The sequence below is a fragment of the Glycocaulis sp. genome (genome assembly GCF_051859565.1).
GTDB lineage: Bacteria > Pseudomonadota > Alphaproteobacteria > Caulobacterales > Maricaulaceae > Glycocaulis.
The window spans coordinates 264,099-290,798 of the sequence record NZ_JBHYFK010000004.1 but is presented as its reverse complement, the minus strand read 5'-3'; the positions used below and the strand labels follow the sequence as shown (position 1 = coordinate 290,798).

At 63.8% G+C, this 26,700-nt stretch carries 24 protein-coding genes and 2 tRNA genes; 15 read left to right on the top strand and 11 right to left on the bottom strand.

Features of this window, described 5'->3' with window-relative positions; translation table 11 throughout:
• Positions 1-96 precede the first annotated feature (96 nt).
• Genes ACTIGC_RS08000 through ACTIGC_RS07990 form a run of 3 tightly spaced genes read left to right on the top strand, consistent with a single transcriptional unit; the run spans position 97 to position 3,613 of the window.
• On the top strand, positions 97-1,674 hold the full coding sequence (locus ACTIGC_RS08000; RefSeq protein WP_439633891.1) for a GumC family protein: 1,578 nt from the start codon (positions 97-99) through the stop codon (positions 1,672-1,674).
• Positions 1,671-2,360 (top strand): hypothetical protein, encoded by a 690-nt coding sequence (locus ACTIGC_RS07995; protein ID WP_127567324.1) that lies wholly within the window; start codon positions 1,671-1,673, stop codon positions 2,358-2,360. The genes ACTIGC_RS08000 and ACTIGC_RS07995 overlap by 4 nt, the downstream gene beginning before the upstream one ends.
• Entirely contained in the window at positions 2,357-3,613 is a 1,257-nt protein-coding gene (locus ACTIGC_RS07990) for an O-antigen ligase family protein (protein ID WP_439633890.1), read from the top strand. Before ACTIGC_RS07995 ends, ACTIGC_RS07990 begins: the two co-directional genes overlap by 4 nt.
• On the opposite strand, the gene ACTIGC_RS07985 is transcribed toward ACTIGC_RS07990, so the two are convergent.
• The 4 genes from ACTIGC_RS07985 to ACTIGC_RS07970 are packed head-to-tail and all read right to left on the bottom strand — an operon-like array spanning position 3,589 to position 7,638.
• A complete protein-coding gene (locus tag ACTIGC_RS07985; RefSeq protein ID WP_439633889.1) occupies positions 3,589-4,518 on the bottom strand; it encodes a glycosyltransferase family 2 protein in 930 nt (309 codons plus the stop codon). The genes ACTIGC_RS07990 and ACTIGC_RS07985 overlap by 25 nt on opposite strands.
• On the bottom strand, positions 4,515-5,297 hold the full coding sequence (locus ACTIGC_RS07980; protein WP_439633888.1) for a polysaccharide deacetylase family protein: 783 nt from the start codon (positions 5,295-5,297) through the stop codon (positions 4,515-4,517). Before ACTIGC_RS07980 ends, ACTIGC_RS07985 begins: the two co-directional genes overlap by 4 nt.
• Positions 5,294-6,187: a glycosyltransferase family 2 protein gene (locus ACTIGC_RS07975; protein WP_439633887.1), complete on the bottom strand. Its 894-nt coding sequence runs from the start codon at positions 6,185-6,187 to the stop codon at positions 5,294-5,296. The genes ACTIGC_RS07980 and ACTIGC_RS07975 overlap by 4 nt, the downstream gene beginning before the upstream one ends.
• Positions 6,184-7,638, bottom strand: a complete 1,455-nt coding sequence (locus tag ACTIGC_RS07970; protein WP_439633886.1) for an oligosaccharide flippase family protein — start codon at positions 7,636-7,638, stop codon at positions 6,184-6,186. Before ACTIGC_RS07970 ends, ACTIGC_RS07975 begins: the two co-directional genes overlap by 4 nt.
• 175 nt (positions 7,639-7,813) lie before the next feature.
• On the opposite strand from ACTIGC_RS07970, the gene ACTIGC_RS07965 reads away from it, so the two are divergent.
• Both ACTIGC_RS07965 and ACTIGC_RS07960 read left to right on the top strand, forming a co-directional pair.
• A complete protein-coding gene (locus ACTIGC_RS07965; protein WP_439633885.1) occupies positions 7,814-8,896 on the top strand; it encodes a GNAT family N-acetyltransferase in 1,083 nt (360 codons plus the stop codon).
• Positions 8,893-9,993: a glycoside hydrolase family 5 protein gene (locus ACTIGC_RS07960; RefSeq protein ID WP_439633884.1), complete on the top strand. Its 1,101-nt coding sequence runs from the start codon at positions 8,893-8,895 to the stop codon at positions 9,991-9,993. Before ACTIGC_RS07965 ends, ACTIGC_RS07960 begins: the two co-directional genes overlap by 4 nt.
• 36 nt (positions 9,994-10,029) lie before the next feature.
• On the opposite strand, the gene ACTIGC_RS07955 is transcribed toward ACTIGC_RS07960, so the two are convergent.
• Together ACTIGC_RS07955 and ACTIGC_RS07950 are read right to left on the bottom strand one after the other, a co-directional pair.
• On the bottom strand, positions 10,030-10,527 hold the full coding sequence (locus ACTIGC_RS07955; RefSeq protein WP_439633883.1) for a hypothetical protein: 498 nt from the start codon (positions 10,525-10,527) through the stop codon (positions 10,030-10,032).
• A gap of 493 nt (positions 10,528-11,020) precedes the next feature.
• On the bottom strand, positions 11,021-12,568 hold the full coding sequence (locus ACTIGC_RS07950) for an acyl-CoA carboxylase subunit beta (RefSeq protein ID WP_439633882.1): 1,548 nt from the start codon (positions 12,566-12,568) through the stop codon (positions 11,021-11,023).
• Between the two features lie 40 nt (positions 12,569-12,608).
• On the opposite strand from ACTIGC_RS07950, the gene tgt reads away from it, so the two are divergent.
• Positions 12,609-13,739 (top strand): tRNA guanosine(34) transglycosylase Tgt, encoded by a 1,131-nt coding sequence (gene tgt / locus ACTIGC_RS07945; RefSeq protein ID WP_439633881.1) that lies wholly within the window; start codon positions 12,609-12,611, stop codon positions 13,737-13,739.
• A 54-nt stretch (positions 13,740-13,793) separates the two neighbouring features.
• On the opposite strand, the gene ACTIGC_RS07940 is transcribed toward tgt, so the two are convergent.
• From ACTIGC_RS07940 to ACTIGC_RS07930, 3 genes are all read right to left on the bottom strand, one after another.
• A complete protein-coding gene (locus ACTIGC_RS07940) occupies positions 13,794-14,345 on the bottom strand; it encodes a hypothetical protein (protein ID WP_439633880.1) in 552 nt (183 codons plus the stop codon).
• 97 nt (positions 14,346-14,442) lie between these two features.
• Positions 14,443-14,835 carry a hypothetical protein gene (locus ACTIGC_RS07935; protein WP_439633879.1) on the bottom strand — a complete coding sequence of 131 codons (393 nt, stop codon included), beginning with the start codon at positions 14,833-14,835 and terminating at the stop codon, positions 14,443-14,445.
• 140 nt (positions 14,836-14,975) lie between these two features.
• Positions 14,976-15,593, bottom strand: coding sequence for a hypothetical protein (locus ACTIGC_RS07930; protein ID WP_439633878.1), 618 nt, complete (start codon positions 15,591-15,593; stop codon positions 14,976-14,978).
• Between the two features lie 143 nt (positions 15,594-15,736).
• Here ACTIGC_RS07930 and ACTIGC_RS07925 point away from each other — a divergent pair.
• The 6 genes from ACTIGC_RS07925 to tdh all read left to right on the top strand — a co-directional run bounded on the left by ACTIGC_RS07925 (position 15,737) and on the right by tdh (position 22,584).
• Positions 15,737-15,812: transfer RNA gene (locus tag ACTIGC_RS07925), tRNA-Lys, on the top strand.
• A 163-nt stretch (positions 15,813-15,975) separates the two neighbouring features.
• Entirely contained in the window at positions 15,976-16,335 is a 360-nt protein-coding gene (clpS, locus tag ACTIGC_RS07920; RefSeq protein ID WP_371395063.1) for an ATP-dependent Clp protease adapter ClpS, read from the top strand.
• A 4-nt stretch (positions 16,336-16,339) separates the two neighbouring features.
• A complete protein-coding gene (clpA, locus tag ACTIGC_RS07915) occupies positions 16,340-18,667 on the top strand; it encodes an ATP-dependent Clp protease ATP-binding subunit ClpA (RefSeq protein WP_439633877.1) in 2,328 nt (775 codons plus the stop codon).
• Between the two features lie 238 nt (positions 18,668-18,905).
• Positions 18,906-20,108, top strand: coding sequence for a glycine C-acetyltransferase (locus ACTIGC_RS07910; RefSeq protein WP_439633876.1), 1,203 nt, complete (start codon positions 18,906-18,908; stop codon positions 20,106-20,108).
• A 77-nt stretch (positions 20,109-20,185) separates the two neighbouring features.
• Complete coding sequence (locus ACTIGC_RS07905; RefSeq protein WP_439633875.1) at positions 20,186-21,466, top strand: hypothetical protein; 1,281 nt, start codon at positions 20,186-20,188, stop codon at positions 21,464-21,466.
• 80 nt (positions 21,467-21,546) lie between these two features.
• Positions 21,547-22,584 carry an L-threonine 3-dehydrogenase gene (gene tdh / locus ACTIGC_RS07900; RefSeq protein ID WP_439633874.1) on the top strand — a complete coding sequence of 346 codons (1,038 nt, stop codon included), beginning with the start codon at positions 21,547-21,549 and terminating at the stop codon, positions 22,582-22,584.
• 63 nt (positions 22,585-22,647) lie between these two features.
• On the opposite strand, the gene ACTIGC_RS07895 is transcribed toward tdh, so the two are convergent.
• Positions 22,648-23,031, bottom strand: coding sequence for a GreA/GreB family elongation factor (locus tag ACTIGC_RS07895; protein ID WP_439633873.1), 384 nt, complete (start codon positions 23,029-23,031; stop codon positions 22,648-22,650).
• A gap of 242 nt (positions 23,032-23,273) precedes the next feature.
• On the bottom strand, positions 23,274-23,891 hold the full coding sequence (locus ACTIGC_RS07890; protein ID WP_439633872.1) for a methyltransferase domain-containing protein: 618 nt from the start codon (positions 23,889-23,891) through the stop codon (positions 23,274-23,276).
• Positions 23,892-23,936: 45 nt separating this feature from the next.
• Here ACTIGC_RS07890 and ACTIGC_RS07885 point away from each other — a divergent pair.
• From ACTIGC_RS07885 to ACTIGC_RS07875, 3 genes are all read left to right on the top strand, one after another.
• Positions 23,937-24,021, top strand: a tRNA-Leu gene (locus tag ACTIGC_RS07885).
• Between the two features lie 354 nt (positions 24,022-24,375).
• Positions 24,376-25,875 (top strand): trigger factor, encoded by a 1,500-nt coding sequence (gene tig, locus ACTIGC_RS07880; protein WP_439633871.1) that lies wholly within the window; start codon positions 24,376-24,378, stop codon positions 25,873-25,875.
• A gap of 174 nt (positions 25,876-26,049) precedes the next feature.
• Positions 26,050-26,670 carry an ATP-dependent Clp protease proteolytic subunit gene (locus ACTIGC_RS07875; protein ID WP_439633870.1) on the top strand — a complete coding sequence of 207 codons (621 nt, stop codon included), beginning with the start codon at positions 26,050-26,052 and terminating at the stop codon, positions 26,668-26,670.
• Positions 26,671-26,700 lie beyond the last annotated feature (30 nt).

Sequence of the window (26,700 nt, the reverse complement as noted above, 5' to 3'; positions counted from 1 at the left end):
GGGCTGCCACCTTCGAGTCGCTTGTACTTGATAAAGTGTAGCCTTCTGCGAGCCGGGCTAAGAAAAAATTAAGCGCACCCCCGCCAGATGTGCGTCATGGAATCAACACGTGGATCGGGCACAGGAAATTCTGGCCCGGCGGGACATGCCCGCCGGGAGCTGGACCTGTTTGACCTGCTGGCTCTGGCATGGTCGCAGAAACTGCTGATCGTCATCGTTTTCGTTCTTCTTTTCGTGCCGATGGCGGCTGCAGCCTGGTTTGTGCTGAAGCCCGAATACGTTGCCCAGTCACGGCTGCTCGTGCTGCTAGATCAGGAAGATCAGGCACCGGGCGCGGCAGGATCCGGCGGCGCGTTCACACTTGATCAGGTGCTTCAGTCTGAGGCTGAAATTCTCAACTCCGAGACGGTTCGCCGCCTCGCCATCGAGCGTCAGGGCGGTTCGCCGCAGCCTTCGGTGCTGCGGGAAATGCGTACCAGCTTCAAGGTCGAGCGGGCTCCGCATGCCAGCGTGCTGCATGCCAGCTATGGCGGGGAGACACCGCAATCGGCAGCCAATGTGCTCAATGCCATCGTGGATGCCTATCTGGCCTATCGCCGTGAAGTGCTGGTCGAAGACGGCGCTGATGCGCTGGGCCAACGTCTGGCCGCTGCCGAGATTGCCGCCGCCATAGCCGAGACCAATCTGCGCACGTTCCTGACCGAAAACGCCATTGTCGATTTCCAAGCCGAGCGACTGGCGCTGGTTACCCGCATGACGGAGCTGGAAAACTCTCTTCTGGCTGCGGAGGCGGCCACGCAGTCTGCCCGTGGGGGCGCTGCAGCCCTTTCGCAGCGCCTGCAGGACATGCCGCAGTCCATTGAACTTTATGTTGAAAATGACGTCACCGGGCAGCTTCTGGCGTTGGACGTACGCCGCCGTGAGCTGAGCTCACGTTATCAGGATGACGCTCCGCCCGTGCAGGCGCTGGACCGCGAGATACGGGCCTTGCGTGAGCTCGTGCAGTCTGGCGGAGCCGATGGGGCCGGGCAGCGGCGCACGGGCGCCAATCCGGTCTATCAGGAACTGGATACGGCCCGGCTGCAACGGGAGGCGGAGGCTGCTGCGCAGGCGCGCCTTGCGGCCACATTGCGTGCCCAGCTTGATGCGGCGCGGTCCCAGGCTGACCGGCTTGCGGGGCTGGCAAGCCAGTATGACCGGCTGAGCCGCGAGGCATCCTCACGCGGAGAGGCGGCGGGGCGTCTCGCCCTCCAGTTTGCCGCGGCTTCATCGCGCCGGGGCGGTGCCTCCGGCATTGCTGACTCGGTGCGTATCGTCGAACGGGCGACCCCGCCGGCGCAGGCGCGCTCCTTGCGCACTGCGGCCATCGGGGCAGCGGGCATACTGGCGCTCGGTGCGGCCGTTCTGCTGGGGCTGCTGAAAGGCTATTTCGTTGCCACGCGCGACCCGCGCGCCCTTCGTCCGGTATCGCGGCGTGAGCAGGATGATCTGGCCGATGCCCATGTCGAGCCGGCGCCAGCGCCCTACCGGCAGGCGGCCAGCACAGCCCCGGCGCCGCGCACGCAAGGCGGTCAGCGCGCCGCGCATGTTGAACCTGCTGCAAGACCCCTTGCGGTGCTGGCCCGCGTGCGGGATTTTGATCCGGGCGCCATGCACGGGTCAGGGCACGCATGACCGGGCCCCGGCATGAGCTGCCCGCGCAGCCGCTAGCGGAGACAGACGGCGTGAATCCGTTCGCCACAGAACTTGCCGATCTGGCACGCCGGCTGGCGCCTCCCGGTGCGCCGGGCAAAGTTGTCATGATGCTTGGCATCACCGCCAAGGCCGGTACGTCCAGCGTCGCCGCCGGGCTGGCGCGCGCCGCTGCGGTAGAAACCGGCGGGCCGGTCTGGCTCGTGGATCTCGATTTTGCCAATAATCCGCAAGCCAGCCGCGCGCGGCTCAATGGCTCGGCCTATTCCACCGAAATCGGAGCCGAACCGTTCTGGACGGCGGAACCGGCCGGAACGGGGCGTCTGGTACTGCGCAAGCTGGAAGCGGCCTATGTGCTGGTCACGCGTTTCCAGCACAAGCCGGGTGAGATGGAGCGCCTCGTCTACAAGCGCGCGCCGGGCTACTGGCAGCAATTGCGCGCCATGGCACCGCTTAGCGTGGTAGATGTGCCGCATGGCTCACCGGCCATAGCCGCGGTCGCGCCTGATCTTGACGGCGTGATCCTTGTGGCCAATGCACGGCGCGACAAGCGCGCCGATGCCGAACGCCTTGCCGCTCATATCGAAAAGCTGGGCGCAAAAGTGCTGGGCGTGATCGTGAACCGCGCCCATGACTGGCAGGGTGAGGCGAGGGGAGCCGCGCAATGAACGCGCTCCACCGGGCGGATATCTGGCGCTCGGCGTTTCCCCGCCTGACCTTCCTGCCCTTGCTGGAAGCGGCGCTGGCTGTTCTGGCCATCTTGTTGTTCTCGCAGGCCTTGCTGGGGCCCTTACTGGTCGATCCGCTAAAGCCGGATGCGGCCGAAGCGCTGCGTCTGGTCTGGCTGCCGGTCTATGGCGTGACGCTGATCCTGATTGCCATGCGGCCTCTGGCCTTCCTGGAGACGGCGTTCAGGGCCTGGCCGCTTGTGCTGCTGGCGGTGCTGGCCGGATTGTCCACCTTCTGGTCGATCGATCCTGACATCACCTCGCGCCGCGCGCTGGCACTGGCCATGACGACCCTGTTCGGCCTGTGGCTGGCATCGCGCTTCGACTGGAAATCTCTCCTGACCATTCTGGCTGTCAGCTTTGCCATTTTGATGATGGGCAGCGCGATTGCCGGGGCATTGGTGCCGGGTTTTGGCGTGATGCAGCAAATCCACCCCGGCGCATGGCGCGGCCTGTGGTGGGAGAAGAACACGCTGGGCGCGATGATGGGCTGGGCTGTGCTGGCCTTTGTGGGCGCGGCGGCGTTCGATGCAAAGCGCCGCATGCTCTGGCTGGCCCTCGTGATCCCGGCGCTGGCTCTGGTCCTGCTCTCCACCTCGCGCACGGCGCTGCTGGCAAGCTTCATCGCCATTGCCGGGCCGGGCATGATCGCGATGGCGCGCCGGGATGCGGCCTCGTCCGCAATCGCCGTCATGGCCGGCGTGGTGGGGGTGTCGCTAGGCATTCTGGTGCTCGTAATCGGCCCCGGCGTGCTGCTCGAAGCGCTGGGCCGCGATGCGACCTTCACCGGCCGGACAGACATATGGGAGGCGCTGTTTCGCCAGATCCGTGAGCGCCCGCTGCTGGGCTTTGGCTATGGTGTGTTCTGGCAGGTGGAGCTGGGGCCGGCGCACTGGGTGCGGCTGGAAACAAGCTGGCCTGTGCCGACCGCGCATAATGGCTGGATAGAGACCGCGCTCGCCACCGGGTTGGTCGGGGTAGGCATTGCCCTGATCGCCTATGCGGGCGCGCTCGGCAGCGCGGCCATGCGCCTGTTCCGGGGCAATGAGACGTACTGGGCGCTGCCCTTCCTCGTCATGTGGGGGCTTATCAGTTTTTCGGAGAGTAATCTGGCCGAGCAGAACTCGCTCATGTGGGTGATGTTCACCGCAACGGCGGCCAAGCTGGCTCAGCCGCGCGAGGCAGCGCCGTAAAAGCGCGGCGCAAGACGTTCCATCCAGAACAGCTTGCCAAAGCCTTGCACGGCCTTGTCCAGGCAGGCTGCGCCAGCCTCAGGCCCGGCAGCCAGGCGCGCAGGCAAGGCGATCAGTCCAAACACCATTGCCTGCCCCAGACCGACCACCATCCAGCCCAGCAGGCCGGGATAATCGACTTTCGAGCCATGAATGCAGTTCTGGCTGGCACCCTGACCATAGGCGAAGCTGCGCGCCAGCATGTGCGGCCAGCGCGCGCGCTTTCCCTCCACATGCTCGATCACTTCGGCTTTCGCTGACCAGGCAAAACGCACGCCCGCGCTTTGTAGCCCTACGAACAGAAGATCATCCTCCCCACCCATTTCATTGGTGCGCACATCAAATGGCGGATCGGGCAGGGACACCGCGGCCCGGTCGATCAGGGAATTGCCGCAGCCCCAATCCCGGCTACGCAATGCGTCTTCTTGCGGGCCGGTGCGCGCATAGAGGCGTTCCAGAAAGGCCCGCGCGGTCGGGCTCGCGTCCAATGCCAGCGGTGTGACCGGACCGAACACGATGGGACAGTCCATGGCTTCGCGTGTAGCCAGCAGGCTTTCCAGCCATTGCGGCCTGGCCGCCTCGTCATCGTCGAGCTGAGCGATGAAGCGTCCCGTGGCCGTGGCAAACCCGGTATTGCGCGCATTCGCGACGCCGGGGCGCGGCTCATGAACGTAGCGGATAGCAACCGGCGAACTCTTGGTCAGCTGGCTCGCCATATCGCGCGCGCTTGCTGCCGGATCATTGTCCACGATCACGATTTCATCAGGCAGGCGGGTCTGCGCCAGTACGCTCGCCACGGCCCGCGAGAGCCCTTCGGCCCTGCGGAAAGTGGGGATCAGCACGCTGACAGAGGCGTCTTCGCTCATGCCGGTATCCGGGCAGGTGCGCCTGACAGCATGGACAGGGTCTCGCCGACCGTCAGCACGGGCAGGTCCTGCGCGTTCACTTCCGCGCAGATGGTCGCCAGAAAGTCCGGTGTGCAGCCCCATTCGGACGGGTTTTCGCGGACATCATGGCCATAGAAGATCAGCCAGCCCGGTTCGCGCTTCACCTCATGGATAGCCCGCAAGGCCTTGTCCAGACCGGCTTTTCCGCCATCCAGCGCGACGGCTTTTAGCAGGTTCAGATCATCGCCCTTGCGGTTGATGCCATGACGCACCCCGCGCAGCGCGCCATAGCGCGGCTGCAGGGCGCGTTTGATGGCAGGGCTGGCCTCTCCATAGGGAAAGGCAAAGCTGGTGCGCGGGCGCAAAATGCCCAGTTCCATCAGCTCGGCGCAATTGCGTTCGCAATCGTCTGCGAAAACGTCCGCCTCGCAATGACTGGCGTCGAGATGGGCGTAGGTATGACAGGCAATCTCGTGGCCGCGCGCATGCAGCGCCTCGATGTCGGCGCGCTGCATCATCTCGCCCAGATGCGTCGTTGTGCCGAGGAAACCCATCGCGGTGTAGTAGGTGCCGCGCCAGCCACGCCTTTCCAGCATGGGCGCGCCAATCAGCGCAGCCGAACGTGGGAAATCATCAAAGGTGAAGGAGACGATGGGCTCGGTGATGGCCACATCGATCGGCCGCCTTACGCCCGCGCGCGCAGCCACACGGCGCACCTTGCCAAACAGACCGCCTGCGGGCTGGTAGATATCGCTCATGGCGTCACCTCCTTCAGGGCTGCTGCCGCGCACGCGGCCTTGTAGGCTTTCAGCGCCAGTACGCGCGCGCGGGTCGGCAGAGCCTGCGTGCGCGACAATGCCGGTGCCAGCGCCTGCACAGGGCCAGACAGCCGCCACTGTGCAAGCAGGCGTGCAAGACGCGCGCCGGGAAGGCTTGCCTGGTCGGGATGGCGGGCGAGGAAGCGGGCATAATTGATGCCGCCTTCGGCGAATTTTGTGATCAGCCGGTCAACGCTCTGCAGCCCGCCATGGCCTGCCGGATTGTCGACATGGGCGAGGCGTCCGGCCTTGGCGGCGCGTACGGCCCAGTCCACATCCTCCCAGCCCCAGCCGCGATAGGATTCGTCAAACGGTGTGTTGGCCATCAGTGACGATCTGACCGCCATGTTGGAGCCTGCAAAGGCCGATGCCCCGCGTTTGGCGCGGGCCTCGGCATTGTTTACGTCACCGGCGCGGGCGAGGGCGGCATGAACGGCGAACTGGCCTGCCTTGGTCTCTGGCACGAGATAGCCGCCATAGGCGGCGTCAAACTCCGCGCTTTCGAGCAACTCTTTCCAGCGGGCAAGAAAGCCCTCAGGCAGTTCCATGTCTGCGTCCAGAAAGAGCAGCCATTCGCCACTGGCCGCACTGGCCAGCGCATTGCGCGCGCCGGAGCGCTGGATATTGGTATCGGAGCGCAGGATACGCACCGCCCCGTCCAGGACATCGGGATGCGCGGAGAGGCGCTCGAAGACATCTGCGGCGGGTGATCCGTCGTCGAAGAGGACGATTTCCATGTCCGCTCCGGCCTGAGCCAGCAGAGCGTCCAGCAGGGCAGACGGGTCATCGCCGTGAAACGGGATCAGGACGGAGAGGGAGGGCGCGCTCATGCGCCCCTCCATTGCAGGCGGCGCATGGCGGGCATGACGAACACGCTGCGGCACCCGGCAACGTCCAGCGTAAGGGCCACAACCGCGTAGACCAGCACGCCCACCGGCACGTGGAATGCCAGATGCGCGAAGGCCGCTTCCGGCACCGGCAACGCCATCAGCGCAGCCGCCATGATGACGCTGGCGGTCGCGGCCTTCACCCAGTCATCCAGAGGCAAAGAGAGCCGGAAAATACCCCGGCCCATGACCACGCACGCGACGAGTGCGATGGCGTAGGAGAGGACGGTGGCCAGCGCCGCGCCGATCAGGCCCAGCATCGGGATCAGGGCAAGATTCAGCGCCAGGTTCAGGGCCGCACTGCCCGCCATCAGCCCGGCCATGACTTTCGGCCTGCGCCCGATCACGAAGCTCTCATGGAAGACATAGGTCATGAAGCCGTTCAGCATCGCGCCCAGCGCGATCAGCGGCATGATGGGCGCTGCTGCACCGGCCAGGCTTTCGGCGATGAGAAGCCGGGCAAAGGGTTCGGAGAGCAATGCGATGCCGGTCGCGGCGGGGATGGCGATCAGACCCATCAGGCCGGCGGCCTGGCGCAGCACGGCGCGCGCGGCCTCGGCCCCTTCATGCTCGAACGCCTTGATGGCCAGCGGGCCGGCCGTCATGCCCAGCCAGATGAAGATGATGTTCAGCGAGCGGTCCGTAATGCCGTACCCGGCGGCATAGGCACCCGTCGCAGCCTCGCCCATCAGGGCCGCAATGACGAAGCGGTCTCCGGTGGAGAGCAGGTGCTCAAACACCAACGATACCGCCACCGGCGCACCATAGGCAAAGAAGCGCAAAGCCCGGCGCGGCCCGGCGCGGTCACGCTTGGCTTTGGACAGCAGGACCGGAATGTCGATGAGGATGGCCACCAGACAGGCCAGCGCCATGCCCGCAAACGGACCAGCGGGCCCCATTCCGCCTGCCATGATGAAGACGACGCCCAGGCCAAAGCCGGAGCCAAGGATGAAGCTTTCCAGCAGCGCGAAGCGCACTGCCTCGCCCTCCGCCCGGCGGGTTTCGAGCGCGATCATGATGGCCGAGCGCAAGACTTGAGACACCAGTGCGAAGGCGCAGACGGTTTTTAGCTCGGTGCTGATGGGCGCCAGCGCGATGGCGCCGCCAAAGACCACGAGACTCAGAACGGCCAGCGCGCCGTAGAGGGAAAACGCTGTAGCGAGGTGCCCGCCAAGGCGTCCTCTGGCAGTGGCGCGCGCGTGATGGCGCGCGACGGCGGCGTCCAGCCAGGTAAATACCAGTGTCTGCGTGAGCAGGGCGCCGGCGAGTACCAGTGTGTAGCGCCCATAGTCTTCGGGTGACAGGACTCGCGTGAACACCACCACGCTGCCAAATCCGACAAGGATTTGCGCGGCATAGACCGGCAGATAGGTCAGCAGATGGCGGTTCAGCATTATCAGGCGTTCCGGTGCGCTACATCGTCTGTCTGCTAGCAAGCCCGATGCCGGAGCCGCAGCGGAACGCAGCATGCATAACAAGCCTTAAGAACCGCCTTAACCGCACCGGACGGATAAAAACCGTCCCGGTATGGGGCAGGTGCAGCGGAAGCGGGAAAGCGGGGCCGTGCGAATGATTGAAGTCGAGACATGCCGCGCCCCGTCGCTTGGCCAGGCGGAACGTGATGCATGGCGCAGTTTTCAGAACGCTGACCCTGCGCTGGCGAGTCCCTATTTCTCGCTCGGATTTCTCGATGCAATGGCCGCCGTGCGGCGCGATACGCGTGTGCTGGTGATCCGCGAGGCGGGAGCGATCAGGGGCTTTCTTCCCTTTCACAGGGGCGCGATGGGCTATGCGCGGCCGCTGGGCGGGCCTTTGAGCGATCACCATGGCTTTATCGCTGCCCCCGGCGCTGTCTTCGATCTTCACACGGTCCTGCGCAAGGCGGGGCTCAAGGTTTTCGACTTCTTCGGCGCGCTGGGTACGCAGGCGGCATTCCGTGAGCACGCGCAGGAGGTGGACGGCTCCTGGGTGATTGACCTGTCGGGTGGTTATGAGACGTGGCTCGACACGCGCAGCGGTGTCGAGCCGAAGGCCTTCCGCAATCTGCGCGCCCGGCGGCGCAAGCTGGAGGAAGAGACCTCCAGATTCCAGTTCCGTGTAGACGATAATCGCCCGGAAGTGCTGGCAAAAGCGCTGGAATGGAAGTCGGCCCAGTACCGGCGAACGGGCCATTTCGACGTGTTCTCGGTGGGCTGGACGCGCAAGCTGATCGACGTGCTGCTTGGCAGCGGGCTCGACAATGCGTCAGGGCTGGTCTCGAGCCTTGAAATCAACGGCCAGCTTGCCGCCGCTCATGTGGGCATGCGTTCGGACACCGTCCTGCACTACTGGTTCCCGGTGTATGACCCGGAATTTTCAAAGCTGGGACCGGGGCTGAACCTGCTCATGCAGATTGCGCGTGAACTATCGGCTGAGGGTCTGCGCGAAATCCATCTCGGCCCGGGTGAGTATGACTTCAAGCGGGAATTGGCCAGCTGGCAGTTTCCGCTAGCATCGGGCTATGCAACCGCGCCATCGCTGGCTGGTGCAGCGCGGAGAATCGCCGACCGGATCGAAAATGTCGCCGAGAGCCTGCCGCTGGGGCCGGTCTCCACCCTTCCGGGCCGGGCCTTCCGGCGTATCGACCGCTACGCTGCCTTCCGGGCCGCATGACAACCCGGCGCAATCTGCTGGCCGCTGGCGGGGCTCTGGCCAGTTCTGCCTTCGCCCCGCCGGGGCTGCGGCTTGCGTCCTACGATCCATCGCCGTCTGGCCGGATGGCCTTGTGGGACAATGGCACCGGCCCGCACTTGCGCGGGGCCGTCTTTGCCCAGCGGCGCGTCTATCCTGAGCTAGATGGCACAACGTTTCTGGGGCCGGGACCGCTGGGCGCGCCTGTCTCCCAGGCGGCGCTGGATTCGCTGGCCGAGGCAGGGGCTAATCTGGCCGTCTGGTCTGGCGCTGGCATGTTCGCCGAAACGGGCAACTTTGGCGTTGATCCGGCGATTGAGGACCATATCGGGCGCTGGCTGGATATGTGTCAGCGCGCCGGCCTCTACACCGTCATCGGCTTTCGCACCGGGCCGGGGCGCAGCGCCTTTGCCTTCCATCCCGATGATGACTGGTATCCGCGCCGCCTCCTGAACAACTCGCTGTGGCACGATGAGGAGGCACAGGCCGCCTGGGTGGCCATGTGCCTGCATGCGGCGCGCAGATTTGGTTCGCATCCGGCTCTGGCGGGCATTCTGGCGATGGTCGAACCCAATGGCAGTGATCTGGGCCACCCTTCTGTCTGGCCGGCAATCGCTGCCGCGATTGACCGCAACTGGCCGCAAGCCCCTGGCGTGCCGCTGATCCTAAGCCCCGACCGCTGGGCGCGGGCAGAGGCGCTGGGCGCCATGCAGAGCGCATCTGCGCACACAGTCATCAATGTGCATGACTATGCCCCGTGGGAATATACCCATCAGGGCGCGCGGGCCGGTGTGCGCCTCAATGATGATGGCAATCACCTGGCACAGGCGATGGCGGGCTATCCGCGCTGGGCCTGTCTGGAGTTTGGTGCGGCGCTGCACGCGCCGGATCTGGGCCGGTATTTCCAGACCCGCATCGCCGCGCTGGAAAGCGCTGGCGCGAACTGGGCGGCGTGGCGCTGGCCCAGCGGCTGGGACGCCTATGAGAGCCGCGAGACGGGCATGAATGTCACCCTGTCACGCGAGGCCATGAACGCGCTGCGCGCCGCTTATCGCCGCAACCGGGGAGGTCCGGGCTGAATAGCAGCGCGCCTGCTTGGCGGGAACAGGAGGGACTTACTGTCCGCCGCTTGCGTCTGCCGGATCGCCCATTTGATAGACCGGCTCATCTGACTGCGGTTGAGCTGCTGCCGCTGCAGCCGCTTGCGCTTCGGCCCGCAGCACGCTGTCGCACTGCCCGCCTTCATAGAGGCCCGACAGCCAGTACCAGCGCTTCTCGGCGATCGCGCGCTGGGCGGCCAGTTCGGCTTCGCGCTGTTGCGCCCGCTGGCGCATCATGCCGCCAACCGCGCCGATGCCGGGAATGGCCCGGCCCGCGCCGCTCATAAGGGCGGCGTGCTGGGCGATGCCGGTTGCGGCTTCGGTGGCGTAGGTGCTGTCGAAAATGCCGCCTTCGGGCGCGCCGCCGAGGACTTCGGACGCGGCATTGGCTTCCAGCACGATCTCGCGGCAGGACAGCGCACTGTCGCCCATGCGGATCACCTGACCTTGCTGGGCAATGGCGGGCGTGGAAAGGGCGGCCATCGCCAGCCCGGCAAACAGGATGCGTTTCATCTCAGGTCTCCTTCTCACTCCCCCAAAGGAGCTAACGGAAGGGACCGTCCCTCAAAGCGTGCCGTGTTGCATCTGACGAAGCTGGTAAGGTTCGTAAGGTTTTGGTTTTTTTTTTCGGATTATTGAGGTTGCCGGTTTGCTTTATAATCTCAACCGGGTTCCCGGGCTTGACCCGGGATCCATTTTTTTGGCACCGGCTTTTGCCGGTGAAACGCACGTGAGGAGGCATCAATCTCCGGCGGCCTGCTTATCTCCTTCGTCGTTCCCGCGCAGGCGGGAACCCAGCGTTGATATCTGGGTCCCCCGTCGAGGCGGGGGACCCCGGTGGACAGGTCAATGGCCATCCCAAAAGCTGTCATCACCCGCGCATGCGGGTGATCCATGCCTGAGAGCTTGGAGCTAGCGGGTTCGTTGCAGGCATAGGTCCCCGGGACCTCGCTTGCGCTCGGCCCGAGGATGACAGTGTTGGGAGTTTGGAGAAGCGGTGCGCCTCCTAAGGCCGATAACGCGGCTTTTTATCGCCTCGTTCGCGTAAAGGCGCAGAAAGCCTCGCAAATTCGGTCAGCAGGAGCCGTGTCTCGGCCGGATCGATGATCTCCTCCACCCAGAAGCGTTCGGCTGTCTTGAAGGGGGAGGAGAAGGCGCGCATCTGGCGGGAGAGCTCCGCCTTCATCGCGGCCGGGTCTTCTGCCGTTTCGAGCGCCGCCTTGAACGCCGCCTCCACCCCGCCTTCGAGTGGCAAGGAGCCCCAGTCGCCCGACGGCCAGGCATAGCGATAGCGGAAACCGGTATGGTTCATCATCGCCGCACCGGCGACGCCAAAGGCTTTGCGAACGATGATCGCGCACATGGGAACGCTGGCCTGATAGAGTGCGGCGAGCGCCCGCGCGCCATGGCGGATCGTGCCGGCGCGTTCGGCGCGCGTGCCGATGACGAAGCCCGGAATATCGACGAAATGGACAATCGGCAGGCGGAAGGTTTCGGCCAGATCAATAAAGCGCGTCACCTTCTGCGCGGCTTCTGCCGTCCACCCGCCGCCATAGACTTTGGGGTTGGAGGCGATCACCGCCACCGGCCATCCATCAAGGCGCGCAAAGGCGGTGATGACGGACTGGCCGAAATTGCGGCCCATCTCGAACACGCTGCCCTTATCCATCGTCGAGGCGAGAATGGCATGCATGTCATAGGCGTAGCGCTTGTCGCGCGGCACGATTGACGAGAGCGCGGGATCGGTGCGGGCCGGATCGTCCTTAGGCGCGGTGCGCGCAGGCAGTTCGTGGATGGAGTTTGGCAGATAGGAGAGGAACCAGCGTGCCGCCTCCATCGCTTCGGCCTCGCTAGCAAAGGCATCGTCGACCGCGCCGGCGGCAAGCTGGATGTCCGCGCCGCCGAGCTCCTCCTTGGTGACGTGCTCGCCAATGCCAGCGACCACGGGCGGCCCGGCGACGAACATCTGCGCCTGGCCGTGCACCATCACCGAATAATGGCTGGAGACAGCGCGGGCGGCACCGAGGCCCGCCACGGGGCCCAGCAGCAGCGAGACCACAGGCACGGTCTCGAGGTTCTCCACCACCAGATCCCAGGCCGGATTGAAGGGGACGTAGGTCGCGCCCATGTCGAGGATGGATTTGACCGAGCCGCCGCCGCCCGTTCCTTCGATCAGGCGCACGATAGGAAGGCGCAAGTCCCGCGCCATGGCTTCGGCCTGAATCTGTTTCTCCACGATGGCGGCGTCTGCCGCCCCGCCGCGCACGGTGAAATCATCAGCCACCAGCACCACGTCGCGGCCGCGCAGTTTCGCTCGGCCAAAGACGCAATTGGCCGGCATCAGGCCGGTAAGGTTTCCATTCTCATCATAGCTCGCTGTGCCTGCGATGGAGCCGATCTCGCGAAAACTGCCCTCATCGGATAGAAGGGCGATGCGCTCGCGCACATTCAGCCGTCCTGCGGCGCGCTGGCGCTCCAGTTTTTCCGGCCCGCCCATGGCGCGTGTCAGCGCCTGACGCTTGCGCAACTCGTCAATTTCGTCTTTCCAGCTCATCCGTTCCACTTTCCCCGCCGCATCAGGACATCCGACTCACATGGCCAGTTTTCCCTTTGAGATCGCCGCCGTCGATGGCCAGGCGCGCACCGGCACGCTGAAAACATCACGCGGGGATATCCGCACGCCTGCCTTCATGCCGGTGGGGACGGCAGCGACGGTGAAAGCGCTCTATCCCGATCAGGTAAGGCAGGCAGGCGCGGACATTCTTCTGGGCAATACCTACCACCTCATGCTGCGCCCCGGTGCGGAGCGGGTGAAGCGCCTCGGCGGCCTGCACCATTTCATGCGCTGGGACGGCCCGATCCTGACCGATTCCGGCGGGTTTCAGGTCTGGTCGCTGGCGGGCCTTCGCAAGATGAGCGAGGAGGGCGTCGCCTTCAAAAGCCATATCGATGGCTCCAAGCACATGCTCACCCCGGAGCGCTCTATCGAGATTCAGGCAGACCTTCTGGGCGCCGATATCTCCATGCAGCTCGATGAATGCACGCCTTTCCCTTGCGAGCGCGATGCGGCGGCGAAATCCATGGAACTTTCCATCCGCTGGGGGCGGCGCTCGAAAGAGGCATTCGGGGATCGTGCGACCCAGAACCTCTTTGGCATCGTGCAGGGCTCGGTCTATCCGGATTTGCGCCAGCAATCGGCTGAAGCCCTGATCGAGACAGGCTTTGATGGCTATGCGGTCGGCGGGCTCGCGGTCGGTGAGGGGTTCGAGATGATGTGCAACGTGCTGGACGTGACAACGCCGCACCTGCCGCAGGATCGCCCGCGTTATCTGATGGGTGTCGGCCGCCCGATTGACCTTGTGGAGGCGGTGGCGCGCGGGATCGATATGTTCGACTGCGTGATGCCGACCCGTTCGGGGCGCCATGGGCAGGCCTGGTCGGATTATGGCCCGTTCAATTTGAAGAACGCGCAATATGCCGAGGATGAAAGCCCGCTCAACGAGGCGGTGAACTGCCCGGCGAGCCGCGACTACTCGAAGGCCTATCTGCATCATCTGGTGCGCGCGGGCGAGTATCTCGGCTCCATGATCCTCTCCTGGCACAATGTCGCCTATTACGAGGATCTGATGGCGCGTATGCGCGCGAGCATTGCTGCAGGCAGGTTCGAGGCGTTCCGCAACGAGTTCCTTGCCCGCTGGGAAGAGGGCACGGGCAAGCGCGCATAAAAAGCGGCCTCCGCTAAAGGAAGGCCGCATAAGGTTCTGCCACTGGCTGCGAGCCTAGCGGTGGATGTTCAGCTGTGAGTTCAGCTCGGCCTGCGTGGCTGCCAGTACGACCGCATTGGCGCTGGCATCAAAGGCCGCGTGGCTGGCCAGCACCGCGTGTGTGCGCGAGGCACCCTGCGGGCGGATCACCACATAGTACTGGCCCGAGGACCGGCGCGTGCGGTGCACGTGGCCGACATAATAGCCGTCGCGGGTATAGACCCGAACCGGAGCATATTCGACACGGGCGCTGGCTCTTGCGCGCGGGGGCGGCGCACTGGCGCGCACGTAGGCGTGCGACTCGGTTTCCAGCTGGGTGCGCAAAGCCGCGTTGGCTGCCATGCGGTCATGGCGTGGCAAGGCGCGGTCCAGCTGGCCGGTCAGGCGGGTATCGATCCCCAGACCTGTACGCTGGTCGATCATTGCTTCGCTGCCGAGCAGGCCCAGCCGGGCATCGGTGGTCTGGTTGACCGTGCCGGTTACCTGACCGGTCAGATCAGGCAGCTGGGCGTGGGCAGCGCCCGCGAAGGACGCGATGACGACTGTCGTCACAAGAATGCGTTTCATCGTTGCCTCTCCCTTCTGATCCGCCACGGGGTCTCCGGGCAGCTCAACATGAGAGAAACGGTTAACTCTGCGCGCAGGTTCCCGACATCGAGGGTGGTTAGGGCTCGGTCAGCCACTCAAGCGCCGCCTCGCGATCATCGAAATGGCGGAAGATGAGGGCGGGCGGATCTTCGTAGAAGAAGCTCTCCCACGCATCGAGCACATCGCGTAGCGCGGGCCGCGCGCGCAGATAGGCGGTCTTTCGGACTTCACTTGGCCGGTAAGGCAGGTGACGTCGCCGTACCATGGACAGCTCGATCATCGCTTCGACGGGAAAGTCGAGTGAGAGTGTGGCGGAGAAATCCAGCAGGGCGTTGAAACCGCTGGGCATGACGCCTTCACCTGCGACCGATATCAGCTTGCGGATGGCGCTGGCACCGGCGTGCTCAGGGTAGGTAACGATTATCAGCCTGCGCTCGTGTGAGAGCTCGAAGGCAATATCGTCACCCATCAGTCTGGCCTGCTTTCAATCGAAAATGTCTGGATCGCCGGGCAGCAAGGACTCGTGCGCTGCCGCGTTAACCATGCTGATAACGTGCGAGACCCGCAGGCGCAATGCGCCCCACGCACCCTGATTGCAGAGCGGCGGCACTATTGCGCTGATGATGCATCATCAGCAAGGCCATAGCGGATGAAGGTCTGCTCCAGGATGCGCCGGTTGCAGCCATACCCGTCAAACAGGCCGCGCAAATAGGCGCGCCGGCGGTCGGCCATTTCGCGCTGGGCGCGGGCCTCTGCCTCGATACGCGCCGAATTCTGCACAAAGCGGGCAACGGGCCTGACAGGGTTCAGGCCCACAATGGCCGAATAATAGGCGTCCACGGCTGCGTCCTGAGCGGCATCCGGCGCGCGTGACAGCAAGTCCTGCCCGCTATCCCAGATGGAGCGCTCGCGGGCCTCCTCGGCTGTTTCGTCACGGGCAGGGGGCTGCTCGCGATCGGGGCCGAGCACGGCTGTCAGGCGCGCAATGTCGGTCGCCACAGTGGAGCAGACCCGGCGCGCGCCAGAGCCGCCATAGGGTGTGGGGACGGTGCGCTCGCCTTCCTCCACCATCACGGCGCCCGGACGCTCGCGCGGCGCGCCCAGCGCATCATAGGCGGCCGGCATGGTGCGCCCGGCTGCTTCGTCAAAGGTTTCGCGCGATGTCGTGCAGGCGGAAACCGCCAGCGCCGACACGCTACATATCACCGCCATACGCGCAAAATTCATCAAGCCCGTCCTCCTGCCGGAGCAGAGTGTCTGTCCATGATGGCAAAGCCATGGCAAACATGATGGTGAAACGCGCAATCGTGACGCACTTGAGCGCCTTGACCGGCGCGGCGGGCCTCTATAGATACGCGCACTCTTGATGAGAGCCGGTAGCTCAGCTGGTAGAGCAACTGACTTTTAATCAGTAGGTCCCGGGTTCGAGCCCCGGCCGGCTCACCAAGCCCCTTCAAAAACGTGTTTCCAGCCGCCCGCTGCCAGCGCGGACTGTTAACAAGCCGCTCTGGGGGGCTTCTCACTGGCCCCCGCATGCCTATTTAATTCTCCGGACGGGCGGCAATTCGCCCGGAGACGCATGCGAAGCGAGGCGGACCAGCGAATGGGCATGACGGACCCGCGCAAACCATCGGGACCAAAGGGGCCATCGGCACCTGGACCCGGCGACACGGAGCGCCAGACGGGCATTACCGTGAAAACGCGCCCGCGTACCGAGCGCCCGTCCATGTACAAGGTCTTGCTGCTCAATGACGACTTTACGCCCATGGAATTCGTCATTCAGGTTCTGATGGTCATATTTCACAAGGACCAGGAAGACGCGACTCGCATCATGCTGCATGTTCACCAGAATGGGGTGGGGGTTTGCGGCGTTTTTACCTACGAGGTAGCTGAGACCAAGGTGGCGCAGGTTATGGACGCGGCACGCCGGGCACAGCATCCTCTCCAGTGCACCATGGAAAAGGACTAGTCCCGTGCCATCATTTTCGCCTGCCCTTGAGCAAAGCCTGCATATCGCGCTGACGGCGGCCAATGAGCGCCGGCATGAGTTCGCGACGCTGGAGCATCTGCTGCTGGCCCTCTGCGATGACGAGGACGCTGCTGCGGTAATGCGCGCCTGCGACGTCGATGTGGAAGAGCTGCGCGCCACGCTCGGCGATTATGTCGATAACGAGCTGGCGAGCCTGATCGTCGATAATGACGATGATGCAAAGCCCACGGCCGGTTTCCAGCGCGTCATCCAGCGTGCGGTGATTCACGTCCAGAATTCAGGGCGCGAGGAAGTGACCGGCGCGAACGTGCTGGTCGCGCTCTTTGCCGAGCGCGAGAGCCACGCGGCCTACTTCCTGGCTGAGCGCGACATGACCCGCTATGACGCGGTCAATTTCATCTCCCACGGCATCGCCAAGAAGCCGGGCGCGGACGAGAGCCGCCGCCCCATGGGCGCTGACGAGGCCGATGAGGACGCGGCCGAGGACAAGGATGATGCGCTGGCCGCCTATTGCGTTGATCTGAACGCCAAGGCCAAGGCGGGCAGTGTTGATCCGCTGATCGGGCGCGCGGCAGAGGTGGAGCGCTGCGTGCAGATTCTCTGCCGCCGCCGCAAGAATAACCCGCTTCTGGTGGGTGATCCGGGCGTCGGCAAGACGGCCATCGCCGAAGGCCTTGCCCGCCTGATCGTGGAAGGCAATGTGCCCGAAGTGCTTGAAGAGGCGACGATCTACTCGCTTGATATGGGCGCGCTGCTGGCTGGCACGCGCTATCGCGGCGATTTCGAGGAGCGCGTCAAGCAGGTGGTCAAGGCGCTGGAAGCCCGGCCCAACGCCGTGCTGTTCATCGACGAAATTCACACCGTCATTGGTGCGGGCGCCACGTCCGGCGGGGCGATGGATGCCTCCAACCTGCTAAAGCCCGCCCTGCAGTCGGGTTCGCTGCGCTGCATGGGTTCAACGACCTACAAGGAATACCGCCAGCACTTCGAGAAGGACCGGGCGCTTGCCCGCCGCTTCCAGAAGATCGATGTGGTCGAGCCGTCCGTGCCGGACTCCATCAAGATCCTGCAGGGGCTCAAACCCTATTTCGAGGACTTCCACGATGTGCGCTTCACCAATGAAGCGCTGAAAAGCGCGGTGGAGCTGGCCGACCGCTATATCGGCGACCGCAAACTGCCGGACAAGGCCATCGACGTGATCGACGAGGCTGGTGCCTCCATGCGTCTTGTGCCTGCGTCCAAGCGCAAGAAAACCATTGGTGTGAAGGAAGTGGAGACGGTCGTCGCCAAGATGGCTCGCATCCCCCCGAAATCGGTATCGAAGTCCGACGAGCGGGTGCTGAAAGATCTCGATGTCTCGCTCAAACGAGTGGTGTTCGGCCAGGACGAGGCTATCTCGAAACTCTCCAGCGCGATCAAGCTCGCCCGTGCGGGCCTGCGCGAGCCGAGAAAGCCGATTGGCTGCTATCTCTTCTCCGGCCCCACCGGCGTCGGCAAGACCGAAGTTGCCCGTCAGCTGGCTTCCGTGCTGGGCGTGGAGCTTCTGCGCTTTGACATGAGCGAATACATGGAGCGCCATACGGTGAGCCGCCTGCTTGGCGCGCCTCCAGGCTATGTTGGCTATGATCAGGGCGGCCAGCTTTCCGATGCGGTCGACCAGCATCCGCACTCGGTCCTCCTGATGGACGAGATCGAGAAGGCGCACCCGGATATCTTCAACATCCTCCTGCAGGTCATGGATAATGGCGAGCTGACCGACGCCAACGGCAAGAAGATCGATTTCCGCAATGTGGTCCTGATAATGACCACGAATGCGGGCGCGTCTGACGCCGCCAAGGAAGCCATCGGCTTTGGCCGCGGCAAGCGCGAGGGCGAGGATACGGCGGCGATTGAAAAGCTGTTCACGCCCGAATTCCGCAACCGGCTCGATGCCGTGATCGGCTTTGCCGGCCTGAAGCAGGATGTCGTTGCCCGCGTGGTGGAGAAGTTCGTTCTGGAGCTGGAAGCCCAGCTGTCCGACCGGGGCGTCACCTTCGAGCTGACCGAGCCTGCGAAAGCCTGGCTGGCGGTGCGTGGCTATGACGAGAAGTTCGGTGCGCGTCCGCTGGGGCGCGTGATCCAGGAGCACATCAAGAAGCCTCTGGCAGACGAGATTCTCTTTGGCCAGCTGCGCAAGGGCGGTGTGGTGAAGGTCGATGTTGATGCCGCCGACGAGGACCGGCTCGATTTCGAGATCATCCCCGGCGACCGCATCAAGCCGCAGGGCAAGGGCAAGTCCGGCGCAAAGCGTAAACCGGAGCCGGTGCGGTAGGCCCCACTGCCTGAACTCCCGGCCGACCGCAGGGAGAGCCGGGACCCACGGCAGACTTTGCCCTCGTCCTTCGAGCGCCACTGCGTCCGCAAGGATGAGGGCAAAAACCATCTGGCTCCCTCATGCTGAGGAGCAGCGCTAGCTGCGTCTCGAAGCACGAGGGAGGCCCGCCGCATTGCCCTGCAAAGCCGCTTGGCCTATCCCGGTTGCTTGCACGCAAACACCGGAGACACCCGCCATGGCCAACAGCTTTTACGCCCACCTTGCCAGCACCTTGCAGGAGATCGAGGCCGAGGGGCTCTACAAGCGCGAGCGGGTCATCACCTCTCAACAATTCTCCGAGATCGATGTCGCGAAGAATGGCGGCGAAAGCCATGTCATCAATTTCTGCGCCAATAATTATCTGGGCCTCGCCAACCGGCCTGAGCTGATCAGCGCCGCCAAGGACGCGCTGGACCGCTATGGCTATGGCGTGGCTTCGGTGCGCTTCATCTGTGGCACGCAAAGCGTTCACCGCGAGCTGGAAAAGGCGCTGGCCGCTTTCACCGGCCATGAGGACGCGATCCTTTACGCTGCGGCGTTTGACGCCAATGGCGGGCTCTTTGAGCCATTGCTGGACGAGAATGACGCCATCATCTCCGATGCGCTCAACCACGCCTCCATCATTGATGGAATCCGCCTGTGCAAGGCGAAACGCTATCGCTACGCCAATTCGGACATGGACGATCTGGAGGCCAAGCTGAAGGAAGCGCGCGCGAGCGGTGCCCGCTACATCCTCATCGCCACGGACGGCGTGTTCTCCATGGATGGCTATATCGCCAGGCTGAAAGAGATCTGCGATCTGGCCGACAAGTATGACGCCATCACCATGGTCGATGACTGCCACGCGCACGGCTTCATGGGCGCGAAGGGCAGGGGCAGCGTGGAGCATTGCGGCGTGCTGGGCCGGGTCGATATCGTCACCGGCACGCTCGGCAAGGCGCTGGGTGGGGCGATGGGCGGGTTCACCTGCGCCAGCCGACCCGTGATCGACATTCTGCGCCAGCGCTCGCGGCCCTATCTCTTCTCCAACTCGCTGGCTCCGGCGATTGCGGGCGCCAGCCTGAAGGCGCTGGACATGGTCGCGAACGGCGATGACTTACGCGCGCGGCTGTTCGACAACGCCAAGCGCTTCCGCGCGGGCATGAGCGAGGCCGGGTTCGAGCTTCTGCCCGGCGAACATCCGATCATCCCTGTGATGCTGGGCGACGCCAAACTCAGCCAAGACATGGCATCCGCGCTGATGGACGAAGGCGTCTATGTGATCGGCTTCTTCTATCCGGTGGTCCCCAAGGGCAAGGCCCGCATCCGCACGCAGATGAGCGCTGCCCACACGCCTGAACAAATCGACCGCGCGGTGGAGGCCTTCACCAAGGTGGGCAAGAAGCTGGGGGTTGTGTGACCGGACTCGGTAAAGCCTTGGCGGCAATCCGGTGACATGCCAGTCTGTCCCTCAACTTTGGGTGGGGGACAAGCACCATGAATGATGACCGTATCGATCCGGCGGGGGCCGGGGAGAGTGCGCCTGCTGACGATGATGCGCAGGGTCAGGCGGCCCCGGAGCCGGCTGCAGACGCCAGCCGGGAGCGGGTGAGGCAACCGGACGGTCAGGGCCCGCAAGGGCCGCAGGACGAGCTCCTGCCCTTCATCAATAATTTCCACGACATATTCACCTCGCTGGGCGTCATCATCCTGTTTGTCGGTCTTAGCGTAGGTGCGGCCCAGGCCATTGCGGCATATGCTGGCATTCTTGGCGAGACGGGCGGGTTCCTGAGCATGATGGGGGCCGGGTTCATGCTGGCGGTGATAGCGCTGGCTTTGTCGGCGCTTCTGGTGGGCGCGCAGCGCCGCATTCTGCCGGGCATCGTGCTCAGCCTGATCTTTGTGTACAACATCGCGATCCTCCTTGTGATCGGTTTCGAACTGATCGTCGGAATGGTTACCGGCAGCTCGACCATGGATGCGATCCAGGCAGCGGGCGAGGCCAGCACGGGCACGGATGAGGACATTCAGCCGTTCTCGGCTGAAGATATGAGTGCGTACCTGGCAAATCTTCCTTTCTATGTCCGCTTCTACCCGCTGGTGATGGCGCTCAGCTTCTTCGCACCCGCTCTGCTCTATTACCGGCTGTTCCGCCTGCCGTTTGCCGGCGGCCTTGCCGGTGTCGGGGTGGGGCTCTCCGTCATTGCGGCGCTCGGTGCGCTCTTTCCGGAGATTGCACTGGTGTATCTGCCCGTGCTGGGGCTGGCTTTCGGGGCGTTCCTGTTTTTTGCGGGGCTGGCCTTCGATATGCGTGATCCCGGGCGGACCACGCGGCTTTCGGGCACCGGCTTCTGGCTGAACCTGTTCGCCGCGCCCGCGCTGCTGACCTACTCGGTGATGATCGCCAATTCGGGCTGGACGCTGACCGAATACTTCGATCAGGCTACCGCGCAAGCCATTGGTGAAGAATTTGACGTCACCCGGTCGGCCATCGTGACGCTGATCGTGATGGGCGCTTTCGCGCTGGTATCCCTGCTTATCAACCGGCGTGCGCTGATTGTGGCCGGACTGCTCACCACGGGCACCGCTATCGGCCTGCTGGTGAACGAGTCCGGTCTTGGCGTGCCGGTCGTGATTACGTTCACACTGGTCAGCCTCGGCGTGATCGTGGTCGTGCTAGGGGCGGCCTGGGTGCCGGTGAGGCGCCTGCTGCTCCTGCCCTTCCCGAAGACGGGCTTCATGGCGCGCCTGTTTCCGCCGGTTACAATACTGGATTGAGTGCAAACCTCCCCTTCGCCGGGCCTCCACAATGCGCTAGATAGCGGGCAGATAAAAACATCTGCACCGGAGGAAACCCGATGAAAGCGCTTGTGAAGGCTGAGCCGCGTGAAGGCCTCTGGATGCAGGATGTGGCAAAGCCCGAAATCGGCCCGGACGATGTGCTGATCCGCGTCCATATGACGGCGATCTGCGGCACCGACATCCATATCTATAATTACGACGACTGGGCGCAGAAGAACGTGCCGGTGCCCATGGTGGTTGGCCACGAGTTTGGCGGCGTCATCGAGGCGGTGGGCAGCGATGTGACGCGGGTAAAGCCCGGCATGCGCGTTTCTGGCGAAGGCCATGTGGTGGGCGAGAAGAGCCGCGCGGTACGCGCCGGGCGCTTCCATCTTGACCCCGAAACGCGCGGCATTGGCGTGAACATGCCGGGCGCGTTTGCCGAGTATCTGCGCATCCCCGCCTTCAACGTGGTGCCGCTGCCCGATAACGTGCCGATGGAGATCGCCGCTTTCCTCGATCCGCTGGGCAATGCCGTGCACACCGCGACGGCCTTTGATCTGGTGGGCGAAGACGTGCTGATCACCGGCGCTGGCCCTATCGGCATCATGGCGGCTGCCGTCGCGCGCCATTGCGGCGCGCGCCATATCGTGCTGACCGACATCAATCCGGACCGGCTGGAGCTCGCCACCCGCGTGGTGCCGAGCGTGCGCCCGGTCAACACCATGAACGAGGAACTCCGCGACGTGATGGCGGAGCTGAAAATGACCGAAGGCTTTGATGTGGGCCTGGAGATGAGCGGTGCGGAGCCCGCCTTCAAGCAGATGGTCGATCACATGGTGATGGGCGGCAATATCGCCATGCTGGGCCTGCCCGCAAAGCCGTTCAGCCTCGACATGGGCTCGCTCATCATGCGCGCGATCACCTTCAAGGGCATTTATGGCCGCGAGATGTTCGAGACCTGGCACAAAATGCTGGCGATGCTGCAGTCCGGCCTCGATGTCTCAAGGCTGATCACGCACCGCCTGCCGGCGAAGGAATTCCAGACCGGCTTTGACGCGATGCGCTCTGGCAAATCCGGCAAGGTCATCCTCGACTGGCGGGACGCGGCCTAGTGGGGGCACCCCACCGTCTCCCGCTCGACGGGCCTGTTGAATAGCTGGCGCCGCGGCGGCGGCTTACCCGACCTTCAGGACCAGAAGGGAGGTTTCCCGGCCGCCGATCCGCCAGCTGATAGCGCTGCCTTCCTCAAGACCGATCAGACCCGCGCCAGCCGGCGACAGCACAGAGATGCGTCCGGCGCTGATGTCCGCTTGCTGAGGCAGCACGATTGAACCCGTACGCACCCGCCCGGTATCGGTATCCCTGTAAGCGATATTCACCCCCAGCCGGACGACCTTGTCTGGCAACTCGCCGGACGGAACGATTATCGCGCGTTCGAGCTCGCCCAGCAGGCGCGTGGCGGTGGCGCGGCTACCCTCCGGGGCAGCGCTGGCGATGTCGTACAGGGTGTCGGCGGTGTCTTCATCCAGATAGATGGCCGGTTGTGTGAGAGTTTGCATGACTGATTTTCCAAGGCCCGGCGCATTGCGGACAGGTATGACCGGACAGGCCGGTGCCAGAATGATGGTGCTGAGAAATGAAATGCCCCGAACCAGACACGCCCTCAGGCGTTCCAGCCCGGGCGGCTAGCTTGCGAGAAGCGTACCTGCAAAGAAGCAGTGTGCAGTATGTGGGCAGCCGGTTTTCATAACACCAAGGTGGTGCGGATTAGTGGTTTGGTCAATGTCTCTGACTGACCGGGCTACCGCCGCACCAGCGGCACGGCGAGTTCCGCCTTGTCTGACAGGCGTGGATGCGGGAAGGCCGTTGGCTCGGTGTCGGGCCATTGCCAGCGCGTATCAGGGAAAAGGGCGTGCATGGCGGGCAATCCGCAGCCATAGGGCGGGCCACCCATCTCCTCTTTCTGCATGAAGAGCGCGAGCAGCACCCCGCCGGGGCGAATCTGCGCGTAGGCGCCCGCCTCGTAAGTTTTGCGCAGTTTCGGCGGAATGGCGCAGAGGAAGGTCTGTTCCCAATAGAGATCGAACGGCGTTTCGGGCCGGTAGGCAAGGGCGTCTCCCGCTTCCAGATGCGCCGTCAGGCCGCTTTGCGCAAAGCGTGCCTTCTGCCAGTCAATCGCGGTGCGGGAGAGGTCGATGGCGGTGACGTGGAGGCCAGCCCTTGCCAGCGCCAGCGGCTCCTCGCCGCGCCCGCAGCCCGGCACATAGATGGATTTGCCAGCCTCAAGCAGGCCCAGCGCCTGCCAGTGGGTAAAGGCCGGGTGCAGGCGCTTTCTCTCCCACGGCGTATCATCGGCGCGGAAGCGCGCATCCCAGTCGAGCGGAGGGGCGCTGCCTTCAGCACGGTCAGTTGTTGTCATATCCGGTTTCCCGTTTGCGAGAGTTTGGATAGAGATAGGCCCATTGCGGGTGTGGCGGAACTGGTAGACGCGCTGGATTTAGGTTCCAGTGGAGCAATCCGTGGAGGTTCGAGTCCTCTCACCCGCACCATTTTTCCTGTCCTCCTTCACTCCGTTCAGTCGGTGCGGGCAAAAGTGCCCGGCGGGCGGTCGCCCTTTTCGGCGCTTCGCGCCGCACGCCCGAACGGGAACCATAGTTGCCTCCTCCACTTCGTCATTCCGGCCGCAGCGAAGCGGAGAGCCGGAACCCAGACAGTAAAATGGCAGGGCCACAACCCCCATGTGGAAATTCGCATGCAGGGACCGTTGCGCGCTCTTGCGGCGCGTGACATAACCCGCGCTCGTTTCGGTATGGGGCCATGGCGCGCTGTTGCGCGCATTGTCCGCGCCGTACTATCCCCGGCATGGCCCCTATCGGCCCCGTCAAGACAAGGCCTGAATACGCATGAACGTCCTGGAAAAATCCGCCGAAGGTCTCTCGCGCACGTTTGAAGTGGTTGTGCCTGCGTCTGACCTGCAATCGCGCCTCTCTGCCAAGATCGAGGAAATCCGCCCGCAAGTGCGCCTGAAGGGCTTCCGCCCCGGCAAGGTGCCTGCTGCCCACATCCGCAAGATGTTTGGCGCTTCGATCATGAGCGATATTCTTCAGGAGATCGTGCCTGAGGCTACCCAGTCCACGCTGGACGAGCGCAAGCTGCGCCCGGCTAGCCAGCCGAACGTGGAAGTGAAATCGGACGCGGATGACGTTCTGAAGAACGGCAAGGACTTCACCTTCGAGATCAATGTCGAAGTGATGCCGGAGTTCGAGACCACTGATCCGAAAAAGCTCAAGCTGGAGCGTCCGGTGGCCAAGGTCGGCGACGACCAGGTCAATGAAGCGCTGGAGCGCCTCGCCAAGGATAGCCGCTCGTACGAAGACAAGCCGAAAACCGCCAAGGCAGCGACCGGCGATGTCGTTGTGATCGATTTCGTCGGCAAGATTGACGGCGAAGTCTTCCCGGGCGGCTCGGCAACCGACTCGCGCGTGGCGCTGGGTGATGGCGCGTTCATCCCCGGCTTTGAAGACCAGCTCGTCGGTGCCAAGGCCGGTGATGATGTGGAAATCAAGGTCACTTTCCCGAAGGATTACGGCGCGGAACATCTCGCGGGCAAGGATGCCGTGTTCGAGACCAAGGTGAAGTCGGTCCAGGCGCCTCAGGACAGCAAGATCGATGACAGCCTGGCCGAGCGCCTCGGCCTGTCCGATCTCGAAGCCCTGAAAGATGCGCTGACCAAGCGCTTCGAACAGGAGCACAATCAGGCTTCGCGCATGAAATTGAAGCGTCAGCTTCTCGACCAGCTGGACGAAGCGCACGGCGATATTGATCTGCCGGGCCGCATGGTCGAAGCCGAGTTCGAGAATATCTGGCGTGAAGTTCTGGCGGCCAAGGAAGCTGGCGAACTGGAAGACGAGGACAAGGACAAGTCCGACGACGAGCTCAAGTCCGATTACCGGGCCATTGCAGAGCGCCGTGTGCGTCTGGGTCTGGTGCTGGCCGAGATCGGCCGCAACGCCAAGGTCGACGTGACACAGGAAGAGCTGGCCCGCGCCGTCAACCAGGAAGCGATGAAGTATCCTGGCCAGGAGCGTCAGGTCGTCGAGTACTTCCAGAACAATCCGGGCGCCGTCCAGGCACTGCGCGCCCCGATCTATGAAGAGAAGGTCGTCGATTACATTATCGAGCTGGCAGAGGTGAAGGAAGTCAGCGTCGATCGCGACACGCTCTTTGCTGATGAGGACGAAGCCCCGGCCAAAAAGCCGGCCAAAAAGCCTGCGGCGAAGAAGTCTGCGGCCAAGGCGGACGACAAGCCTGCAGCCAAGAAGGCTCCGGCCAAGAAGGCTGATGGCGACAAGCCTGCTGCGAAAAAGGCACCTGCCAAGAAAGCAGCAGCCAAAAAAGAGTAGTGCGCCGAGGCGCACTACTCCTTACTGCCTTTGATAGCCTGATAAACACCGGGTCCGCTTGCGGGTCCGGTGTTCGCTTGCCAAATTGAGCGAAGCCTACCAGCTTGCACCTTGAGGCGTTGCCCGTCCGGGTGTCCGCGCCAGTATCAATGCACATTCCGAACGGAGCCGGTGATGAGAGATCCCCAGGACGTGATGATGAACCTCGTTCCCATGGTCGTGGAACAGACCAGCCGGGGCGAGCGCGCGTTCGACATCTATTCGCGCCTGCTCAAAGAGCGCATCATCTTCGTGACCGGGCCGATCGAAGACCACATGGCGAGCCTTATGGTGGCCCAGCTGCTCTTCCTTGAGTCGGAAAACCCGAAAAAAGAGATCGCCATGTACATCAACTCGCCCGGCGGCGTGGTGACGGCCGGTCTCGCGATCTATGACACGATGCAATACATCTCCTCGCCGGTGGCCACCGCCTGTATCGGCATGGCGGCGTCCATGGGATCGCTGCTTCTGGCGGGCGGTGAAAAGGGCATGCGTTTCGCCACGCCCAATGCGCGCATCATGATGCACCAGCCCTATGGCGGCTTTCGCGGCACGACAGCCGACATTGAGCGCCATGGTGAGGATCTGGTGAAAATGAAGCGGCGGCTGTATGACATCTACGTACGTCATAGCGGTCAGGACATGGCGGTTGTTGAGAAAACGCTTGATCGTGATTCCTACATGGATGCGCATGAAGCCAAGGATTTCGGGCTTATTGACCGCGTCTACGAGCGCCGGGCTGAAGCTGGCGCCTGACAAAGTTCTGCCGCTGTTCATCTGTTGTTT

Coding starts and splice junctions, on each gene's coding strand:
- ACTIGC_RS08000 (WP_439633891.1), top strand. CDS start 97: ATGGAATCAACACGTGGATCGGGCACAGGAAATTCTGGCCCGGCGGGA.
- ACTIGC_RS07995 (WP_127567324.1), top strand. CDS start 1,671: ATGACCGGGCCCCGGCATGAGCTGCCCGCGCAGCCGCTAGCGGAGACA.
- ACTIGC_RS07990 (WP_439633890.1), top strand. CDS start 2,357: ATGAACGCGCTCCACCGGGCGGATATCTGGCGCTCGGCGTTTCCCCGC.
- ACTIGC_RS07985 (WP_439633889.1), bottom strand. CDS start 4,518: ATGAGCGAAGACGCCTCTGTCAGCGTGCTGATCCCCACTTTCCGCAGG.
- ACTIGC_RS07980 (WP_439633888.1), bottom strand. CDS start 5,297: ATGAGCGATATCTACCAGCCCGCAGGCGGTCTGTTTGGCAAGGTGCGC.
- ACTIGC_RS07975 (WP_439633887.1), bottom strand. CDS start 6,187: ATGAGCGCGCCCTCCCTCTCCGTCCTGATCCCGTTTCACGGCGATGAC.
- ACTIGC_RS07970 (WP_439633886.1), bottom strand. CDS start 7,638: ATGCTGAACCGCCATCTGCTGACCTATCTGCCGGTCTATGCCGCGCAA.
- ACTIGC_RS07965 (WP_439633885.1), top strand. CDS start 7,814: ATGATTGAAGTCGAGACATGCCGCGCCCCGTCGCTTGGCCAGGCGGAA.
- ACTIGC_RS07960 (WP_439633884.1), top strand. CDS start 8,893: ATGACAACCCGGCGCAATCTGCTGGCCGCTGGCGGGGCTCTGGCCAGT.
- ACTIGC_RS07955 (WP_439633883.1), bottom strand. CDS start 10,527: ATGAAACGCATCCTGTTTGCCGGGCTGGCGATGGCCGCCCTTTCCACG.
- ACTIGC_RS07950 (WP_439633882.1), bottom strand. CDS start 12,568: ATGAGCTGGAAAGACGAAATTGACGAGTTGCGCAAGCGTCAGGCGCTG.
- tgt (WP_439633881.1), top strand. CDS start 12,609: ATGGCCAGTTTTCCCTTTGAGATCGCCGCCGTCGATGGCCAGGCGCGC.
- ACTIGC_RS07940 (WP_439633880.1), bottom strand. CDS start 14,345: ATGAAACGCATTCTTGTGACGACAGTCGTCATCGCGTCCTTCGCGGGC.
- ACTIGC_RS07935 (WP_439633879.1), bottom strand. CDS start 14,835: ATGGGTGACGATATTGCCTTCGAGCTCTCACACGAGCGCAGGCTGATA.
- ACTIGC_RS07930 (WP_439633878.1), bottom strand. CDS start 15,593: ATGAATTTTGCGCGTATGGCGGTGATATGTAGCGTGTCGGCGCTGGCG.
- clpS (WP_371395063.1), top strand. CDS start 15,976: ATGACGGACCCGCGCAAACCATCGGGACCAAAGGGGCCATCGGCACCT.
- ACTIGC_RS07910 (WP_439633876.1), top strand. CDS start 18,906: ATGGCCAACAGCTTTTACGCCCACCTTGCCAGCACCTTGCAGGAGATC.
- ACTIGC_RS07905 (WP_439633875.1), top strand. CDS start 20,186: ATGAATGATGACCGTATCGATCCGGCGGGGGCCGGGGAGAGTGCGCCT.
- tdh (WP_439633874.1), top strand. CDS start 21,547: ATGAAAGCGCTTGTGAAGGCTGAGCCGCGTGAAGGCCTCTGGATGCAG.
- ACTIGC_RS07895 (WP_439633873.1), bottom strand. CDS start 23,031: ATGCAAACTCTCACACAACCGGCCATCTATCTGGATGAAGACACCGCC.
- ACTIGC_RS07890 (WP_439633872.1), bottom strand. CDS start 23,891: ATGACAACAACTGACCGTGCTGAAGGCAGCGCCCCTCCGCTCGACTGG.
- tig (WP_439633871.1), top strand. CDS start 24,376: ATGAACGTCCTGGAAAAATCCGCCGAAGGTCTCTCGCGCACGTTTGAA.
- ACTIGC_RS07875 (WP_439633870.1), top strand. CDS start 26,050: ATGAGAGATCCCCAGGACGTGATGATGAACCTCGTTCCCATGGTCGTG.